The sequence below is a fragment of the Klebsiella sp. ZJOU C1 genome (assembly GCF_035620215.1).
GTDB classification, from domain to species: Bacteria; Pseudomonadota; Gammaproteobacteria; order Enterobacterales; family Enterobacteriaceae; genus Klebsiella; species Klebsiella variicola.
Genome location: NZ_CP141644.1, coordinates 277,906 through 292,822, shown reverse-complemented (window position 1 = coordinate 292,822; position 14,917 = coordinate 277,906). Strand labels below are relative to the sequence as shown.

At 57.3% G+C, this 14,917-nt stretch carries 15 protein-coding genes; 5 read left to right on the top strand and 10 right to left on the bottom strand.

Features of this window, described 5'->3' with window-relative positions; genetic code table 11:
- Nucleotides 1–94 precede the first annotated feature (94 nt).
- The 4 genes from SPE70_RS01360 to soxR all read right to left on the bottom strand — a co-directional run bounded on the left by SPE70_RS01360 (nt 95) and on the right by soxR (nt 5,015).
- Nucleotides 95–1,741: a Na+/H+ antiporter gene (locus tag SPE70_RS01360; protein ID WP_004206334.1), complete on the bottom strand. Its 1,647-nt coding sequence runs from the start codon at nt 1,739–1,741 to the stop codon at nt 95–97.
- Between the two features lie 147 nt (nt 1,742–1,888).
- On the bottom strand, nt 1,889–3,238 hold the full coding sequence (locus tag SPE70_RS01355; RefSeq protein ID WP_008807272.1) for an NCS2 family permease: 1,350 nt from the start codon (nt 3,236–3,238) through the stop codon (nt 1,889–1,891).
- 390 nt (nt 3,239–3,628) lie between these two features.
- On the bottom strand, nt 3,629–4,297 hold the full coding sequence (locus SPE70_RS01350) for a glutathione S-transferase family protein (protein WP_008807273.1): 669 nt from the start codon (nt 4,295–4,297) through the stop codon (nt 3,629–3,631).
- Between the two features lie 259 nt (nt 4,298–4,556).
- Entirely contained in the window at nt 4,557–5,015 is a 459-nt protein-coding gene (soxR, locus tag SPE70_RS01345) for a redox-sensitive transcriptional activator SoxR (protein WP_004206331.1), read from the bottom strand.
- Nucleotides 5,016–5,099: 84 nt separating this feature from the next.
- On the opposite strand from soxR, the gene soxS reads away from it, so the two are divergent.
- The gene (soxS, locus tag SPE70_RS01340) at nt 5,100–5,429 is read left to right on the top strand and encodes a superoxide response transcriptional regulator SoxS (RefSeq protein ID WP_004151738.1); all 330 of its coding nucleotides are present in this window, start codon (nt 5,100–5,102) and stop codon (nt 5,427–5,429) included.
- On the opposite strand, the gene SPE70_RS01335 is transcribed toward soxS, so the two are convergent.
- A complete protein-coding gene (locus SPE70_RS01335) occupies nt 5,414–7,018 on the bottom strand; it encodes an EAL domain-containing protein (RefSeq protein ID WP_008807274.1) in 1,605 nt (534 codons plus the stop codon). The genes soxS and SPE70_RS01335 overlap by 16 nt on opposite strands.
- Before the next feature lie 508 nt (nt 7,019–7,526).
- Between SPE70_RS01335 and SPE70_RS01330 the strand changes: the two genes are divergently transcribed.
- Nucleotides 7,527–7,808, top strand: a complete 282-nt coding sequence (locus SPE70_RS01330) for a YjcB family protein (RefSeq protein WP_008807275.1) — start codon at nt 7,527–7,529, stop codon at nt 7,806–7,808.
- A gap of 46 nt (nt 7,809–7,854) precedes the next feature.
- Here the strand turns inward: SPE70_RS01330 and SPE70_RS01325 are convergent, their stop codons facing one another.
- From SPE70_RS01325 to SPE70_RS01310, 4 genes are read right to left on the bottom strand one after another with little or no spacing between them, the layout of a single operon-like run.
- Entirely contained in the window at nt 7,855–8,712 is an 858-nt protein-coding gene (locus tag SPE70_RS01325) for an ABC transporter permease (RefSeq protein WP_064170546.1), read from the bottom strand.
- Complete coding sequence (locus SPE70_RS01320) at nt 8,709–9,542, bottom strand: ABC transporter permease (protein ID WP_008807277.1); 834 nt, start codon at nt 9,540–9,542, stop codon at nt 8,709–8,711. The genes SPE70_RS01325 and SPE70_RS01320 overlap by 4 nt, the downstream gene beginning before the upstream one ends.
- 60 nt (nt 9,543–9,602) lie before the next feature.
- On the bottom strand, nt 9,603–10,742 hold the full coding sequence (locus tag SPE70_RS01315; RefSeq protein WP_008807278.1) for an ABC transporter substrate-binding protein: 1,140 nt from the start codon (nt 10,740–10,742) through the stop codon (nt 9,603–9,605).
- Nucleotides 10,743–10,771: 29 nt separating this feature from the next.
- Entirely contained in the window at nt 10,772–11,803 is a 1,032-nt protein-coding gene (locus tag SPE70_RS01310; RefSeq protein WP_012543175.1) for an ABC transporter ATP-binding protein, read from the bottom strand.
- Nucleotides 11,804–11,965: 162 nt separating this feature from the next.
- Here SPE70_RS01310 and SPE70_RS01305 point away from each other — a divergent pair, with 162 nt between their 5' ends.
- The 3 genes from SPE70_RS01305 to SPE70_RS01295 are packed head-to-tail and all read left to right on the top strand — an operon-like array spanning nt 11,966 to nt 14,518.
- Complete coding sequence (locus tag SPE70_RS01305; RefSeq protein ID WP_064170547.1) at nt 11,966–12,736, top strand: MBL fold metallo-hydrolase; 771 nt, start codon at nt 11,966–11,968, stop codon at nt 12,734–12,736.
- Complete coding sequence (locus SPE70_RS01300) at nt 12,733–13,746, top strand: LacI family DNA-binding transcriptional regulator (protein WP_016160112.1); 1,014 nt, start codon at nt 12,733–12,735, stop codon at nt 13,744–13,746. Before SPE70_RS01305 ends, SPE70_RS01300 begins: the two co-directional genes overlap by 4 nt.
- A gap of 10 nt (nt 13,747–13,756) precedes the next feature.
- Nucleotides 13,757–14,518: an inositol monophosphatase family protein gene (locus SPE70_RS01295; RefSeq protein WP_012969157.1), complete on the top strand. Its 762-nt coding sequence runs from the start codon at nt 13,757–13,759 to the stop codon at nt 14,516–14,518.
- 38 nt (nt 14,519–14,556) lie between these two features.
- Here SPE70_RS01295 and SPE70_RS01290 read toward each other — a convergent pair whose 3' ends face one another.
- The gene (locus SPE70_RS01290) at nt 14,557–14,910 is read right to left on the bottom strand and encodes an anti-adapter protein IraM (RefSeq protein WP_008807283.1); all 354 of its coding nucleotides are present in this window, start codon (nt 14,908–14,910) and stop codon (nt 14,557–14,559) included.
- Between the last annotated feature and the right edge of the window lie 7 nt (nt 14,911–14,917).

Genomic DNA, 14,917 nt, shown 5'->3' with positions numbered 1-14,917 from the left:
GTTTCCCCCGGTCGCGCTAACGCTTACCGGGGCGACACATTTACTGCAGTCTCGCCAGTAGCCCGAATAAGCGTCGCGCTATCCGGACTAAAGGTTATTGATCTTCGATTAACAGCGCTTCCAGCAGGTCGAGATCGTGCAGCAGCTTCTGCAGCGTCTCGTTACTGATCTGCCGGGTGGCGCGCAGGTGATACAGCTCTCCACGCTCGGAGCGCAGCGCCGCCAGACGGAAGCGGCGCTCCAGGCTCTCTTCGAGCATAGAGGTCTCCACGTCGTTACGACCATCGGCGCGCCGGCGCAGGTTACCGATCACCCGCGAACTGACTTCGGTCAGCAGCTGATTATCGATATTCTCTTTGGTATCCGCCGCCAGGCGCTCTTCCATCTTCTGGATCGCCACAATCGCCACGTCTGCCGTCGCTGCGCGCGCCAGCCGTTCCTCTTTCCGCTGCTGCACGTTGTCACTGGATTCAATGTGGCGCAGCAGGATCGGCAGCGCTATCACCCCGACGAACAGCGAGAACAGGATCACCCCGGCGGCGAGGAAAATCAGCTCATAGCGCGCCGGGAAAACATTCCCGTCCGGCAGCAACAGCGGAATCGAGAGCACACCGGCGAGGGTAATCGCCCCGCGCACCCCGGCCACAGAGGAGATCAGCAGCTCGCGGGTGGTCCAGGAGCCAAACTCCATCGGTTTCTTCTTCAGGAAGCGCTGACTAAGCTTACGCATCGACCAAAGCCAGCCAAAACGCACCAGCATCAGCGCGGCATAGATCAGGATGATGTCGGTAAACAGCATCCAGGTCTCGACGTTGGGGTCAGCTTCCGCCGCCACCAGCGAGCTGGAGAGGATATCCGGCAGCTGCAGGCCCAACAGCAGGAAGACCATGCCGTTGAAGACAAATTCCAGCATCGCCCAGGTGCTGTTAGCGCGCAGACGCATGGCCAGCGGCGCGGTACGCATCACGCCGGAACGGGTGATGGTCATCCCCGCCGCCACCGCCGCCAGGATACCGGAGACACCGATATGTTCGGCAATCAGATAGGAGGCAAACGGCAGCAGGAACAGCAGGACAATCTGCGTGGCGGGTTCATCCCCGCCCCAGCGGCTGAGGAAACGCATCGAACGGCCATACGACCAGCTCACCACAAACCCGGCCAGCACGCCACCGATCGCCACCTTCAGAAATTCTACGGTCGCGCCGCCAACGGTAAAGACCATAGTGCCCATCGCCACCGCGACGGCAAACTTGAGCGAAACCAGACCAGAGGCGTCGTTCATTAACGCCTCCCCCTGCAGAATGCCCATGATTTTTTTCGGTATCCGCCCTTCCCCGACGATGCCGGAGAGCGCCACGGCATCGGTCGGCGAGAGTACGGCCGCCAGCGCGAACGCCGGGATCAGCGGAATGCCAGGCACAATCCAGTAGATCAGAAAGCCGATGCCGACCACCGTCACGACCACCAGCGCCAGCGCCAGACCAAGGATCTCCCGCCCGTGTTCAATAAACTCACGGGTCGGCGTTTTCCAGCCGTCGGCGAACAGCAGCGGCGGGATAAACAGGACCAGAAACAGCTCTGGATCAAATTCAACGTGCAAACCGAAGGTCGGCCATGCCAGAAGCGCGCCAATGGCGATTTGCATCAGTGGGAGTGGAACCTGAAAGGGCAGTACACGCGTCACTACCCCGGACAGTGAGACCACGAGGGTCATGATGAGGATGGTAAAGAATATTTCCATGTGTTCCCTGTTTGCTGCGTTTTCTTTTATACCTGTGAGGCGTCGTGCCTGTGAATCATACGCTACCCAGATTAACGCAAATGGAAACAGGATGTGGCTTAAAAATAAAACGGGCGGCCTGAGCCGCCCGTGAGGAGCACGAAGGGTTTAAATCGCCCAACCGCCCGCGTAAAACGCCACCAGCGCCACGGCGATAATTACCGTACCGAGGTTCAGCTTGCGCCACTCGCCGGAGACCAGACGGCCAATCACCAGGGTAGCGAAACCGATCATGATGCCGGTCACGATGTTACAGGTCAGCACGATAAACACCGCGGTGATCAGGCCAGCCATCGCGTCAACGAAGTCGTTGAAATCGATTTTTGCCACGTTGCTCAGCATCAGCAGGCCGACGTACATCAGCGCCGGCGCGGTCGCGTAGGCCGGTACCAGATAAGAGAGCGGGGAGAGGAACAGGATCAGCAGGAACAGGACACCGACCGTCACCGCGGTCAGACCGGTTTTACCGCCAGCCGCGGTACCCGCCGCCGATTCGATATACACCGCCGCTGGCGCCGCGCCAACTAAACCGGAGAAGACGCTGCTCAGGGAGTCGGTGGTCAACGCTTTACCGCCGTTGATGATCTGTCCATCTTTGTCCAGCAGGTTTGCCTGGCCGGCCACCGCGCGGATAGTACCGGTGGCGTCAAAGACCGCCGTCATCACCAGCGCCAGCACGCTGGGCAGCACGACCGGGTTCAGCGCGCCGATGATGTCGAGGCTGCCGATCAGCGAGTTGCCTTTATCATCGCTCAGGGATGGCATGGCGAAAATACCGGAGAAATGGACGTTCGGATCGAAAATCAGGCCCACAATCGACACGCCAATAATGGTCAGCAGAATACCGCCCGGCACCTTCATTTTTTCCAGACCAATGATCACCGCGAGGCCAATCAGCGACATCACCACCGGGAAGCTGGCAAATTTGCCCAGCGCCACCGGCAGACCGTCCAGCGGATTTTTGATCACCAGACCAACGCCGTTGGCGGCGATCAGCAGCAGGAACAGGCCAATCCCGATCCCGGTACCATGCGCCACGCCCTGCGGCAGGTTGCGCAAGATCCAGCTGCGGATGCCGGTCGCGGAAATCACCGTGAACAGGACACCCATCAGGAATACTGCGCCGAGGGCCACCGGAATACTGATCTGCTGCCCCAGCACCAGGCTAAAGGCGGTGAAGGCGGTCAACGAAATGGCGCAGCCGATAGCCATCGGCAGATTTGCCCATAACCCCATCACCAGCGAGCCAACGCCCGCCACCAGACAGGTCGAGACAAACACCGCGGCCGGCGGGAAGCCCGCTTTACCGAGCATGCCCGGCACCACGATGACGGAGTAAACCATCGCCAGAAAGGTAGTAAGACCTGCAACAATCTCCTGACGCACGGTGCTACCGCGCGCCGAAATTTTAAACCAGGCGTCTAATGAACCGCCGGTACGCGCTGAAGGCGTAGACATAGAAAACTTCCCCTGAAAATTTTTATTGTTCGTTGATATGCGTGGTGGACCCTCCACTGCCAGTTAAACGCGATCTCCTTGTACCGAATCGCAGCGCCAGGGGGGCTGCAAAAAAGCAAACGTTTAACTCCGCGCATACACTACGGTGTGTCAACCTTATCTCCTCCCCCTGGATAGCAGAAAAAAGAGGGAGCAAAACAGAAAGGCAAACGATTATCCGGCCTTTAGATAACCCTTTTCAACCGATGTTTATCGTATTTCGCTAAATTTCGCTTATGACGAGCAGAAAATAACCAGACGATGCGCAAACGTTATCGTCTATGCGCAATCCGCTAACAAATTTTTAGTGAGTTGCTTTCATTTGTCGGCGTCATCGGATCCGCTGATACCTCAGGCGCCGGGTAAGGTGAAGGGACCGCCGCGCTCGATGGCCCGCTGCCAGGCCGGACGCTGCTCCACCCGCTGTCGCCAGGCCTCAATATGGACAAGGTCATGCACGCCACCGCGCGCCAACAGCGCCATCACCGGGAAGCTCATCTGGATATCGGCCATACTTAGACGCTCGCCGGCAAACCATGGCCGCGTGGCAAGATGGTCGTCAATAAACCGCGCATGGGTGGCCAGCTGGGGATCCAGCCACGCTTTCTGAATGCCCTTGCCCAGCAGGGCGCCCAGAGAGCGGACGCCAAAGGGCACAGGGGGTTTACCCAGGCTGGCGAACACCAGCTTCATTAACAGCAGCGGCATCAGCGAGCCTTCGGCATAGTGCAGCCAGAAGCGGTACTGCAGTTTGTCCTCTATCGCCTGCGGCTTCAGCAGCCCGCCGCTGTCCCAGGTCTCCTGCAAATACTCGAGAATGGCCCCGGACTCCGCCAGCACATAGCCGTTGTCTTCCAGCACCGGCGATTTCCCCAACGGATGGACTTTCTTCAGCGCCGCCGGCGCCAGCATCGACTTTTCCCGCTGATAGCGGACTATCTGATAAGGCAGCTGCAGCTCTTCCAGTGCCCACAGTACGCGTTGCGATCGTGATTGATTAAGATGGTGTACCGTCAGCATGGGCCTCTCCCGTGGTTTGTTCAAATTAACTATAGGAACAGGCGCTCATTGCCGGGAAAATTTCGGCAAAATAGTAAGGAAAAAATGGCAGCAGCTGCCATAGTTAAAGTGTCGACGCAAACCGGAACCTCCATCAACAGATTGCGCAATACTGAGGGACGTCGATGTCGGGGGAAACCCTCTCGTGAACCAGCGAGATAATGCGAAAGACAAAGACCGGAAAACAACTAAAGCGCCCAGTTGTGGCGCTTTAGTTTTATTATTCCTCTTCCAGCAGCCGGGCGCCGGTCCCCTCTTCCCCCAGCTTATCGCCCGGGTTGCGCAGCGGGCAGTCGCGCCGTGATAAACAGCCGCAGCCGATACAGCCGTCGAGCTGGTCGCGCAACGCCGTCAGGGTATGAATACGCCGGTCCAGCTCCTCACGCCACTGCGATGACAGCATCTTCCACTCTTTTGCGCTGAGGTTGTGCCCTTCCGGCAGTACGCCAAACGCGTCGCCGATGGTCGCCAGCGGGATGCCGATGCGTTGCGCAATTTTGATAATCGCCACCGCGCGCAGGACATCGCGCCGGTAGCGCCGCTGGTTGCCGGCATTCCGCTGGCTATGGATCAGGCCTTTACTCTCATAAAAATGGAGAGCCGAGACCGCCACGCCGGTTCGTTTTGCCACTTCCCCGGGCGTCAGCAGCATTTTGATGCGGGGTGATTTCTTTTCCATAAAGCGCTTTACCTCAAGTTAACTTGAGGAATTATACTCGCCCGCAGACAAAACGACGAATCGAGAATTGAGAGAGGCCGCTTTATGTCCCATCAGGATATTATTCAAACACTGATTGAATGGATTGATGAACATATCGATCAACCACTTAACATTGATATAGTCGCCAGAAAGTCAGGATACTCGAAATGGTATCTGCAGCGGATGTTCCGTACCGTAATGCATCAGACGCTGGGTGATTATATTCGTCAGCGCCGCCTGCTGCTGGCGGCGGAAGCGTTGCGAACCACTCAGCGACCTATCTTTGATATCGCGATGGATCTGGGCTACGTCTCGCAGCAAACCTTCTCCCGGGTGTTCCGCCGCGAGTTCGACCGCACTCCCAGCGACTACCGCCATCAGATCTCCGCGTGACGCGGCGGCTGAGGCCTGCTTATGGGCGTGGGAGCATTCGCTAACCACTGCATAAACTCCCGCGCCGGCATGGCTTTCGCAAACAGCCAGCCCTGACAAAATTGCACGCCGCGCTTGTAGAGCCAGCTTACCTGCTCCGGGGTCTCCACCCCTTCCGCGATAGTTTTTAAACGCAGCCCGCGCGCCATCTCGATGATGTGCTCAGCGATCAGATGGCTGGTGTTGTTGGTGGTCAGCGTATCAACGAAGGTTTTATCGATTTTGAGGATATCGACATTCAGCGCGTGCAGATTATGCAGATTCGAGTAGCCGGTACCAAAATCATCGATCGCAATCTCATAGCCTGCTTCGCGGAACGCCTGGATCACCGGCGTCGTTTTCGCCACGTCGATAAACCCGCGCTCGGTCACTTCGATTTTGATCTGTCCGATGCAGACCGCATAGCTGTGCGCTTTCTCACTGATCTGGGAAATCAGCCGCGCCGAGTGGAAATCGGACGCAGAGAGATTGATCGCCACATACAGCTGCGGATGGCTGGCAAGAAACTCACCCATTTCATAAAACAGCTCGTCCACCACGTAGTCCGTGATCTGGGCAATCATGCCTTCATTTTCCGCCAGCGGGATAAACTCCGCCGGGTTCATCACCGGGCCATCAAACCCCGGCCATCGCAGTAGCGCCTCCGCCCCGACGCAGCGGTTATTTTTAATATCGATAATCGGCTGGTAGTGCAGCCGCAGCTGGCGGCAGCTCAGAGCCCGCTGTAGCATATTGCGCGGTGAGTGATACTGGCGGCGGGTTCGTGTCCACACCAGCACCAGTAAAATACTGCAAATGATCCCCAGCGGCAGCGTCAGGCTCGCCTGGTCACAGAAGTTGTGGTAGTAGCTGGCCCGGGAGGTGGACATGATGACCGCGATCGGCCGGATAGCGGAGCGGGCTATCGTATACACACGGCCATTCTGATTAAAAAAAGCATCGCCTTCGCGAATTAACGCCTGGAGTTCGGCGGGCTCAACATTATTACTCAGCGAGAAAAAGAGGTTGGTTTTAGTATCGAAAACGCCATAGGCTAAATCGCGGTCGCTGGCAATCACCGAGCTGAACGAGTAGGGGTTGACCACCACCACATAGGGCCCCTTCTGCATATAATTCATGGCAAAGCCCGGGTAAAACGGCGTATCCCGATAGTAGTAAATCGCCACATCCGGCTTTTTGGTGTAATTCGCCGCGGGCATCCGCCAGCCGGTCTCGGGATGAGCGGACGTTGAACAGATAAAGCGCTGACCGTTGGCGTAGATCAGATCTTCTACATACAGCAGACCGCGAACAATATGCAGTAAATAACGCTGGTGCTCCGCTGAGCATAGCTCACCACGATACTGGCTGGCTTTAAACCGCGCCTGATCCGCTTCCCGGATGACCATTTCTGTTTTTTGCAGCGCCAGCTGCGAAAATGAGTGCAATTGATCAATGGTTTCGGCTTTGGCCCGCAGCTGGGCAAACCACAATGCCAACATCACCGGCAATAAAATAACCAGCCCCATTCCGACAAGTCTGAGCGCCTTATGCGGCGCACTGTCAGCCATTTACGCTTTCATCCATGCGATATGCCTTAATTAAGGTAGCCCGAACACGTTAGCAATCGCGACTGCGATAGACATCAGCAGATATCTGCCAGCCCTTCAGGGCGTCAGCTTTTCAGCTGGTGGTGTTGAATAATACTTATTTATCAGGTATTCGAAAGATATTCTCGTCAGATTAAGAATAGACGCGCATCTGACTCGGTTTCTCCGTGTAATAAACAGGAACTGGTAATAAAACCCGCAGAATAATAATCATTAGCAAGAGAATAAAAATAAGATAATCGGGTTTTGCTTACCTATATCCACACAAAATCAAAGCTTATTAAGCGCAGCGAAAGCTCATTTTTTGGCTGGCGAATAAAGCACCAAGTGTGATATAGTTCACACAAGTTGATGAAACAGAAATGACGTTTCATCACTCTCTAGTTTGCCAGTCGAGACCAGAGCGCTATGCCATCGTCAGTCGCGCCAGGTCATCCATGGCTCCCCGACTTTCTTTGAGGATAGGTTAATGGCTTCCATTACTACCAGTGTCGTTTTGTTGCGCTGGCCCCTGGTGAGCGCGGTACTGATGTTTCTCGCCAGCTCGTTGAATATCCAGTTACGGAAAAGCGATTATGCCGGTCTGGCAGTGATCTGCAGCTGCCTCGGCCTTGCCGCCGCCTGCTGGTTCGCCACCGGTTTGCTGGGCATCACCCTGATCGATATCGCAAAAATCTGGGGTAATATCAAAGATGTGATGATTGAGGTCATGAGTCAGACGCCGCCAGAATGGCCAATGATGATGACCTGAGGTTAAAAAGCTTCCCACCGGGAAGCTTTTTCGTTTTCTACGGTCCTTACTTCCCCAGTTTCGCCATCATCTCCGGGCGCATAAATTTATGGATCACCACCATAAAGAGCAGCGATGGCACCAGCAAAATCAGCGCCGTAATCGACGAGACCTGATAGTTACCCGACATGCTGGCGTTATAGAGCAGTAGCGGCAGCGTGGTGATATCCGGCGCGCCGACAAAGAAGGTGCCGGTAAACTCATCCAGCGACTCCAGAAAAACGAAGATGCTGGCGGCAACGATCCCCGGCGCCGCCTGCGGCAGCACAATGTGCCAGAAGGTATATACCGGTCCGGCGCCAAGGTTACGCGACGCCCGCGCCAGCAGCGGGTCGATGGATGAGAAGGCTGCCATACAGATCCACACCGAATACATCAGGCCGTGAACGCTATGCACCAGTACCACCCCTGCGATACTGCCGTTCAATCCCCACTGATAAAACAATCGGGCAACATTCATGTATACCGTCAGGTTGGGAAAGGCCTGCGGGATGAGAAACAGCAGCATAAACAGCACCCGCAGCGGCATTTTCCGCCGGGAAAGCGCATAGCCGGCGGGGACGGAAATCAGCAAACAGCCCCCCACCGATAACAGGGCGATCAACACGCTGGTTAACAGCGAACCGGACACATCGCTGTATGGATTGAAAACCTGATACCAGTACTTCAAACCCCACTGACTGGGCAACGAATGGGGAAAATACCAGCTTTCCGCTACGGTCCAGATCAACAGGTTCAGCAACGGGCCAAACATCGCCAGCAGCATAAACAGCAGCAGCAGGGTCTGCAGCGCCAGGCTGGCGCGCACTTTACGGCGCCCTTTTATCCACCATGACGGGGATGAGGCGAGGGTCAGCGCTTTCATGATTCCCCTCCTTTTTGCTGCAGGCTGTGGCGCAGGTAAAACCACGACAGCGCGCCGCAGATCGCCAGCGACACCACACCCAGCGCATTCGCCACCGCGTAATCGCCATAGGAATTCACGCGAAACGCCATATCCACCGTCAGCATCGTCGGCGTTCCGACGCCGATCATCAACGGTACCGACAGCACCGACATCATGGTCACCGTCGACAGCACCAGCGCCACGCCGATGGTCGGCAGGACCTGCGGCAGCATGATATCGAACAGGATCCGCGGCCGGGAGGCGCCAAGGTTACGCGCAGCAAGGATCTGCGACGACTCCAGCGCCGCCATCGCCCCGCAGATCAGCAGCGTGGCAAAGGCCAGTTGCTTCCAGACAAAGGTGATCACTATCCCTTTCCATCCCAGCCAGGAGAGCGTCTCCAGCGGTGTGACCAGGTCGGCCGCCACCAGCGCATTGTTCATCAGGCCATTTTTGGCGAGAAAAGTGCGCATCATCTGGGCGACGACAATAAACGGAATAAACAGCGGTAAGCGATACAAAAAACCCAGCAGACGAACAACGGGTCGGCACGGTGACAGCGCAATCACTGCCGACAGGGTAATGGCGATCAGCGCTAACAGCGCCACTGAGACCAGTACGATAATCAGCGAAAAGAGCACATCACTGGCGTAAAGCGCATAGACCTTGCGGAAGTGATCGAGCGTGAACGGCTGTCCCGGCGCGGTAAACGCCGAGACCAGCGAAAACCCCAGCGGATACAAAAACAGGATCGCGATCATCAGCGCCGCCGGAGCAACCAGCAGCAGATATTTTAATGAACTGGACATAATGCACCTGGCGTCAGCACAAGAAAGCGCCCGGGCCGACAACCCGGGCGGGAGAAGGCGTTAGTTGGCCACCTGGCTTTCGTAACCCTCTTTGATGTCGTCAAAATAGGGAGCGATCGGGAAGCTTTTGCCATACTTTGCCAGCGCTTCCGGCGAGATTTCGGCAAACAGCTTTTGCCAGGTCGCCGTATCCAGTTTCGGCTTCACCTGGCCGGCGTCGATGCCCGGATACCAGTTAAACTGCTTAACGATCCCCTGCGCCTGCACTTCCGGGCTGGTGGCCAGCGCGATAAAGTCGCGCGCCAGCTGCGGATTCGCCGCCTTCGCCGGGATGACGTAATACATCGGCTGACCCGGCATACCCGGCGCCAGTAAAGCAAGCTTGATCGAGGGCGGCAGCTTGCCCTGATCTTTCCAGCTATAGAACATATCGACCCACACCGGGCCCATGGCGATTTCCCCCCGACTCAGCATGTCGAGCGTCCCGGCGTTGCCCGGGGTGAAAGTCACGTTTTTATTGAACGCCTTCAGCTTCTCATAGGCCTGCTGCCAGCCTTTTTCGACGCTTTTATCATAGGGCCCAGCGGAGAGACGCTGGGCGTCGGTCCCGTAGGCGTAGATCCAACCCACCACAAAGCTGACGCCAGACATGCCGTTTTTGATGCCGTTATAGCCAAAAGCCTGCGGATGTTTCTGCGTCCAGGCCACCAGCTCGTCATACGACGCCGGTGGGGTACTGAGCAGATCGCTGTTCCAGGCGATAGCGGTCTGGCTTAAGAACATCGGCATGACGTATCCATCGACGTTAACGCCCAGCGCCTGAGTGGCGCTCGGCGAACTCACCATGCCGCCGGTCTGAATATCCTGACGGTATTTTTGCAGTAATCCCTTTTCCACCTGCTCACCGCCCGCCTTCTGGTGCACTACCGCGACGTCGATATCCCACTGCTGCGCGCCGCTCTCCTGCTGGGCCGTTAGCTTCTCGCTAATTTTATTCGACCCGGCGTCGCCGGGGCCGGTACCGATCACCCGCACCTTGACGCCGGGATGAGCGGCTTCAAATTTTGGCCCCAGCCAGGTTTTTACATAATCCACCATATTCTGATCGCCCGCGGTGGCGACATTCAGAATGGTGTCGGCCTGTGCGCCAAGGCTCAGGAAGAGGGTCGTTACGATCGCTGCTTTCGTCTTAGTCAACATGGATTGTCCCCAGAATGAACACGCTGATATCACTGTGATAGTGGTAAAGGAAAAATATGCAGGGCCGGCGTTGGCACATGGAGCCGAACGCGGCTTTTTGTCGGCCAGCACTGCGCGGCATCGGCCAGTAGCAGGCGGTCATGACAGCGCACGCTGTGGCGATACAGATTGCCCAGAAACGCGCTTTGCTCCACCACGCCCTCCAGAGCAAGTCCCTCCTGCGGCGCAGGCTGCGTTAATTCAGCGAGCGCGGCATCAGCGCTGCGAAAATAAATAACTTTTTCCCCCTGCTGAGCGGCGGATAAACCGGATATTGCGGCAGCGGATAATTCACCGGAGGTTATTTTATTATCGGCGCCCATAAAATCAGCGACGAAGGGCGTCGCAGGATGTTGATATATTTGTTCCGGGGTGCCAGTTTGTTCAATACGCCCCTGATTTAATACCGCAATGCGGTCCGCCATCACTAAGGCTTCCTGCTGATCGTGGGTGACAATTAATGACGTGAAACCCAGTCTCTTTTGCAGAGATTTAATTTCATGGCGCACATTCAGGCGCACTTTGGCATCCAGATTAGATAACGGCTCATCCAGCACCAGCACCTGGGGCTCTATGGCCAGGGCTCTTGCCAGCGCCACCCGCTGCCGCTGACCGCCCGACAGTTCGGTCACTTTCACCTCGCCAAGTCCCTCAAGATTCACTATTCGCAGCAGCTCCGCCACCCGCCGCGCGATATCCGCCCCGCGCCATTTGCGCAGTTTCAGGCCATAGCCGATATTGCGCGCTACCGTCAGGTGCGGCCACAGGGCGTAGCTTTGAAACACCATGGTGATATTGCGCTGCTCCGGCGCAAGATGGGTGATCGTTCGACTGGCAATCGCCATCTCGCCGCTTTGCACCGGAATAAAACCGCAGAGCGCGTTCAGCAGCGTGGTTTTTCCGCATCCCGACGGACCCAGCAGGGCAATCATTTCCCCTTGCTCGACCGCCAGATCGATATTATGTAAAACCACGTTATCGCCATAACTAATTTTAAGGCCGGTGATCTGTAAATAACTCATATTCGCTACCTGAAAGCGCTGCTGCGGCATTTTTTTAGCAAGGTGAACACGTGTTCATTTGGCTGTAAAAAAAATGCAACGTTAACTCGACATGATGTGAGCCTACTTTGTCGGGTATTTATGACAATTTAATTAAGCGGCAAAAAATTTTGGCGAGGGTCAATGAAAATAGATGTGCTTGGCTGCGGGAGCGCCTTTTCCTGCACGCAAAATACCTCCGCGCTGCGGGTGATCGACGCGGACAACAAACAGTGGTTAATCGACTGCGGCCCCACCGTTCCCCGCGCACTCTGGCAGCGCGGCGGTGGGGTCAATGATATTGACGCAATCTACTTCACCCACGTCCATCCGGATCACTGTACCGGTCTGACGGCGCTGCTGAATTACTGGAAAAGTGGCTCCCGTCAGAAGCCGCTGATTATCTACTGCCAGCCAGCGCAGCAGCCGGTGCTCATGCAGCTGACCGCGCTGGCGAACTGGCCTCAGGCGGATCCTGGTTTCACCATCGACTGGCAGGAATGCCGCGAAGCCTGGACGTGGCAGGACTGGCAGATCCGCACCGCCACCACCCAGCATGAGCTGAGTAATCGCGCCATCCGCATCACCATTGCCGGGCAGACGCTGTTTTACAGCGGCGATGGCCGGCCAACCGCCGACTCGATAGCCCTGATGGCCGGCGCCGGGCTGGCGTTTCAGGAGTGTGCCTCAGTGGCGGCCCTTGACGACGATGCTTCTCATGGCGATTACCCCTCCTGCCTGATGCTGTTCAGAACGCTGCAGCTCCCGGCGCTGGGGCTCTATCACTGCGAGGACGCCGCCCTGTCGGCGCTGAAGCAAGCCTGTCAGCCGTGGCAGGGATTATTCGTGTCGCAGGATGGGGACCACTTTACGCTGCCGCGTCCCGCATTCGCCGATGAGGCGCATGCCCTATGAGCCCACGTAAACCCAGCGTCACCGCCCAGGATGTGGCCAGACTGGCCGGCGTCTCGCGGGCGGTGGTGTCACGCGCGCTGAGCAGCAACGGCAGCATCTCTCCCGACGCCCGGGCGCGGGTGCTGCGCGCCGCCGAAGAGCTGGGGTACCAGGTTAACTTTCTTGCCCAGGGGCTCAATCGCCAGCGCAGCCACTTAATCGGCGTGATCGTCTCACGCATCAGCGATCCTTTTCGCAGCGCCCTGCTTGATGCCCTGCTCAACGAGATCCAGCGCCAGGGCTTTCAGGCGCTGGTGAGCGAGATCCACAGCGAGCAGGACCTGGCGCACACCCTGCGCCGTTTCACGCAGTTTCGCGTCTCCGGCGTTATCGTCACCTCCGGCCAGCCGCCGGAGGCGTTGGTGAACGAGTGCGTCCAGCAGCATATCCCGGTAGTGGGCATAAACCGCCAGCCGACGATCCCCGGGGTGGATTATGTCTGCTCTGACAACATCGCCGGCGCCGAACTGGCGGCCGACCAGCTGCTGCGCAGCGGCTGCCGGCGGTTTGGCTGGCTCAACCACTCACCTTCCACCTGGGCCGGGCGCATGCGTGGGGAAGCATTCAGCCGGGCACTGCAGGCGCGCGGAGTGGACGTCGAACGCAATCTGGCGATCCTCGCCTGCCCGGAAGAGGGCTATACGGGCGGGTTTCAGGCCGCTGCGCTCGCCGACGAGGCGCTGGAGGGGATCTTCTGCGCTAACGCCCAGATTGCCTGCGGCTTTCTCGATGGAATGCGCCAGCGCGGCAAACAGGCGCCTGAGGATTATCAGTTGATTGGTTTTGATAACACGCCGCCGACCGCGCAATATAGCTACCAGCTCACCACGCTACATCAGGATGTGGCGGCGATCTCCCGCCAGGCGCTCGCCCGGCTGCAGGAGCGCACCGTCGACCCTTTACAACCTTCACGCACCACCTGGGTGGAGGTGACATTAATTCACCGGCGCACGTCGCCCTTTATTATCTGAGAGCAAGACCATGACGGAAGCACAACGAGAGTCATTATGCGCCTTGATTCGCCAGGCAGGCGCCCACGCCCAGGCGCTGCGCGATGCGGGATTGCAGGTCGATAAAAAATCGCGCCAGGACTTTGTTTCGCAAGCAGATCTCGCGGTAGAACAGGAGATTAAAGGGTGGCTGAAGGCGCACTTTCCGCAGGAGGGTTTCCTCGGTGAAGAGAGCGGTTTCGAAGGCGATGAGCACACCGTCTGGGTGCTTGACCCCGTGGATGGCACCACCAACTTTATCCTTGGTATGGATTATTGGTGCATCTCACTGGCGAGAGTGTGCCAGGGCGAACTCTCGCTCGGCATCATCTACGCCCCCGATCGCAATGAGTTTTTCTTCGCCGGCCGCGGCGAAGGGGCGTTTCTCAACGGTCGTCGCCTGACGCTGCGTGAACCGGATCCCGACGCGGTGGTGATCGGCATGGGGCGCTCCAGCCGCGCCCCGGCCAGCGACTATGCCCGGGCCATCGACACGCTGCTCGACGCCGGCCTGGAGTATCGCCGTTTTGGCGCAGGCGCCCTGATGCTGGCGCATGTCGCTGCCGGTCAGATCCATGGCTATTTTGAAGCGCATATGAACAGCTGGGACGCGCTGGCGGGTATGCTGTTGATTGAGGAGGCGGGCGGAACGTGCAATGCATTTCTCGCCAATGAAGGGCTGCGGCAAGGCAACCTCGTCCTCGCCGGCTGCGCAAGCGTCCAGCCACGAATGGCCGCCCTGCTGGTCAAATAACATCGCGCCGCCGGTAGCCGACCGGCGGCTTTCTCGGGCTAACGCCAGGGTTCACCGCGCGGAATATTATTCGGGCAGCGCTTAATCGCGCAAAAGGACTGGAAAAAACAGGAGTCAGACTGCTTGCCGCCAGCCTGATACGGGCAAGATGGCCGTTCGCGTAATTTCTCCCACTGCGCCTCGTCGTACACCGTAATATTGTAGATTTTTAATGAATGATACTGGTCATTAATTAAAACTCTCGAGGAATAGAGCTTCATCGACTCGCCGGGCAGCAGTATCACATCGGCCTCGTACCACATAATAAATTTTAAGAAACGCAGGCTGGATATTGCCGAAAAGGCGATGCCGGATTGCGGGCAGATGAGAGTATTAAGAATAGTCCATTTCATATTCCTT